1 protein-coding gene is annotated in these 1,250 nt (G+C 59.3%); it reads left to right on the forward strand.

Translation table 11 applies throughout. From position 1 onward, the window contains the following. Positions 1-1,250, forward strand: a protein-coding gene (locus AC1DOX_RS30955) for an IS3 family transposase (RefSeq protein WP_477114098.1) whose coding sequence is annotated in 2 segments (ribosomal slippage) — positions 1-395 and positions 395-1,250 — 1,251 coding nt annotated over the 2 segments. Because the reading frame shifts where the segments join, the coding sequence is not laid out codon by codon here. This gene is flagged as partial in the annotation.

Below are 1,250 nucleotides of genomic sequence, written 5' to 3' on the forward strand. Positions count from 1 at the left end.
GAAGCACAGTATCAGCGACTCGATGCTGCATCGCTGGATCAAGGCGTGGCAACAGCATGGAGACGTTGGCCTGCGCAAGAAGCGTGAGGTTTATAGCGCCAAGTTCAAACTGACCGTGCTGCAGCACATGTGGCGCCACGAGTTGTCTTACTCGCAGACGAGTGCCATCTTTGATTTGCGCGAGCCGGGCGGGMTCAGCCGTTGGGAGCGCCAGTATCATGAGGGCGGTTTTGACGCCCTCAAGCCGCGCCGCAAAGGCCGGCCACCCAAATTGACCCAGCCCAAACAGCCGCCCCAATCTACCCACGAGCCCACTCAGGACGAGCGCTCACGCGAAGACTTGCTCAAGGAAATCGAATACCTGCGCGCGGAGGTGGCGTACCTAAAAAAGTTGGATGCCCTGCTCCGGGCAAAGGAGCAAGCGGTGCCAAAGAAAAGGCGCGAGTCGTGAGCGCGCTGCGCGAGCATCATTCGCTGTCGATGTTGCTCAAGGCCGCGAACCTCGCGCGCAGCACGTACTACTACCAGATGGCGGCAAGCCAGGCAGAGGATCGCTACGGCGAGCTCAAGGAGCGCATTCAGCAGATCTATGCCCAGCACAAGGGCCGATATGGCTATCGCCGGATCACGGCGACGCTACGTCAGGCAGGGACGTTGGTGAATCACAAGACCATACAACGACTGATGTCGGAGCTGCAGTTGAAATCGCTCGTACGGCCGAAGAAATACCGCTCTTACCGCGGACAAGTTGGGCGGGTGGCGCCCAATCTGCTACAGCGCGAGTTTGAGGCGAGCAAGCCGAACGAGAAGTGGGTAACGGACGTGACGGAGTTCAACGTCGGCGGCAAGAAGCTATACCTGTCGCCCGTCCTGGACCTATACAACGGAGAGATCATCGCCTGGCAAACCAGCGAGCGGCCTGATTACACGCTGATCAGAGAGATGCTGGACAAGGCGTTGCGAAAGCTGCGCCCGGGCGAGACGCCGATGCTGCATTCGGATCAAGGCTGGGCGTATCAAATGGCCGCGTATCGTCGCAAACTGGCCGGGCGGGGCCTGCGTCAGAGCATGTCCCGCAAGGGCAATTGCCTGGACAATGCGGCGATGGAGAGCTTCTTCGGCACGCTCAAGTCAGAGTGCTTCCGGCTAGAGCGCTTTGCGGACATCGACCAACTGCGACGCAGCATTGCCGAATACATCCGGTATTACAATCACGACCGCATCAAGCTAAAGCTAAATGGGCTGAGCCC

The sequence above is a fragment of the Cupriavidus sp. 01L415 genome (assembly GCF_056400065.1).